Raw genomic sequence first — 2251 nt, 5'->3', positions numbered from 1 at the left:
GCCGGCCCTGCCGCGCGCCGATGCGCCCGTCCTGGCGCGCACCGACAGCGTGCTGATCGCCATCGACCTGTCCCCGTCGGTCGCGCGGGGACCGGCGCTGGCGCAGGCGCAACAGGCCGCCGCCGCCCTGCTGCAGGGGCTGGCCGGCCGACCAGTCGGCCTGATCCTCTACAGCGGAGAGGCCTATGCCGCATCCGCCCCCACCACCGATCCGCGCACGCTGCAGACGCTGATCGCGGTCCTGGATGCCGACACGGTGCCCGGCCAGGGCAGCAGGCCCGCAGCCGCCATCGGCCTGGCCGGGCAGATGTTCGGCGATGCGGGGCAGGCCGATCTGGTCCTGATCTCGGACGGGGCCGGGGTCGATGGCCAGGCCGTGGCCGAGGCCGGGCGTCTGGCCGCCCTGGGCACGCGCATCTGGGCGGTCCGGGTCGTGGGCGCCGCGCCGCAGGCGCCCACCCCTGCGCCCGATGCGCTGGCGCAGCTGGTGCAATCGGGCGGTCAGATGGTGCTGGCACAGGATGTCGACGACTTGGCCGCCCGGCTGCGCCAGGGGGGCGATCGCCGTCGCGATCCGGCAGTGACGGCCCTGGGCTATCGCGATCTGGGGCCGTTCCTGGCCGCGCTGGCCGCCCTGCCGCTGCTGCAGATGCTGAGGCGGCGGCAATGAGGGCGGCGGCGGTCCTTCTGGTCCTGGCCGTGGCGGCGCTGGTCCTTGCCGGCCCCGCGGCGCTTGGTGCGCTGGCGCTGCGGGCGGGGTGGGACCGGCTCGCGCTGATCCTGCTGGACGATCCGGGCGCACGGGGGGTGGCCCATTACCGGTTGGGCGACCATGACCTGGCCGATGCCGATTTCGCCCGCGCGGGCCGGTCGCAGACCTACAACCGCGCGCTGTCGCTGGCCGCCACGGGCGACTATCCCCTCGCGGTCGCCTATTTCGACGCGGTGCTTTTCGCCAACCCCGCCGACGAACAGGCCCGCGCCAGCCGCGACCTGGTGGCGACGATGTTTCCGCCGCAGCAGGGCGACAGCGTCGCGCCGGGTCGCATCCTGGGGCGGGGCGGGCGTCCCGCCCCGGACGAGATGATCGCCAACGCCCTGACCGACGCCGCCGCCGAAAGCTGGCGCCGACCGGTCGAGGCGCGGGGCATGGCCGCCAGCGACGCGTGGCTGGAAACCATCGCCGACGATCCCGGCGAATTCCTGGCCCTGCGGTTGCAGGCCGAACACGACCGGCGCGCCGGGCTGGGCCTGATCCGGCCAGAGGCGGGTGACCCGTGGTGATCCGGCTGATCCTTTTGCTGCTGATGCTGGCCACGCCGCTGCGCGCCGAAACCCCCGCACCCCTGGCCCCCGGAGAGGCGCGGCTGCTGATCCTGCACGATCACGGCAACCCCGTCGTGGCCGAGATGGTGCGCCTGACCCTGCGCGGCGAATACGACCTGACCGTGTCGCTGGAAAGCCTGACCTTTCCGTCGTCCGACGCCTATGACTGGATGCAGATCGACCGCGACCGCTGGTTCCAGGAACGCATCGGCGGGCGGATGATCCAGATCTTCGAACGCGACATCGCGCTGTTTCCGCGCCGGGCAGGGGACCTGACCATCGGTCCGCTGACCCATAACCTGACCAACATCACCCGCAGCGGCGTCCGCGAGGAGGTCAGCGTTTCGTCGGGCACCACGCGCCTGACGGTCAAGCCCTTTCCCCATTCGGGCCGCCCCCTGACGGCACGCAGGCTGGTGCTGACGGACGACCTGTCCGCACCGCCCGGCCGCCTGGCCAAGGACGACATCCTGACCCGCCGCGTCACCATCGAGGCCCTGGGCGCGATGGCCCATCACCTGCCGCCGCGCCCCGACATCGCCCAGCCCTGGCTGATCAGCTTTACCCTGCCCGAAACCCGCGAGACGATCCCCACCCCGGACGGCCCGGTCGCCCGCGTGGTCTGGGAATGGCAGATGCGCCCCCGCACGGGCGAGCCAGGCGTCCTGCCCGCGATCCCCTTTCCCTGGCTGGACACCGACAGCCGCCGGATCGAGGTGGCGGCGATGAAGCCGATCCCGTTCGGCTTCGCGGGTTTCAGCACCGCATCGGGGACGGGCGTCGCCCTGCATTGGCAGATGGCGGGGCTGGCGCTGTCGGGCGGGGTGGTCGCGCTGGCCGTGGTGCTATGGGGCAGGCTGCCCGCGATCGGGCGCGCCCTGCGCCGGCTGCGGCCCGGCCCGCATGCGGCAGCGATGCGCAGGGC

Annotated in this window: 3 protein-coding genes; all 3 read left to right on the top strand. The window is 73.3% G+C overall.

The annotated features are described in order from the left end of the window. A partial coding sequence (locus FHD68_RS18370) for a VWA domain-containing protein (protein ID WP_139086540.1) occupies positions 1-670 on the top strand: 670 nt, incomplete at its 5' end. Further along, positions 667-1284 (top strand): hypothetical protein, encoded by a 618-nt coding sequence (locus FHD68_RS18365; RefSeq protein ID WP_127898113.1) that lies wholly within the window; start codon positions 667-669, stop codon positions 1282-1284. The genes FHD68_RS18370 and FHD68_RS18365, both read left to right, overlap by 4 nt. Next, positions 1281-2251: BatD family protein (locus FHD68_RS18360; RefSeq protein ID WP_139086538.1), on the top strand; the 971-nt coding region annotated here is incomplete at its 3' end. The genes FHD68_RS18365 and FHD68_RS18360, both read left to right, overlap by 4 nt.

This window comes from Paracoccus marcusii (genome assembly GCF_006151785.1).
Lineage (GTDB): Bacteria > Pseudomonadota > Alphaproteobacteria > Rhodobacterales > Rhodobacteraceae > Paracoccus > Paracoccus marcusii.
The sequence above is the reverse complement of the archived record's forward strand: the minus strand, read 5'-3'. Positions and strand labels throughout refer to the sequence as shown.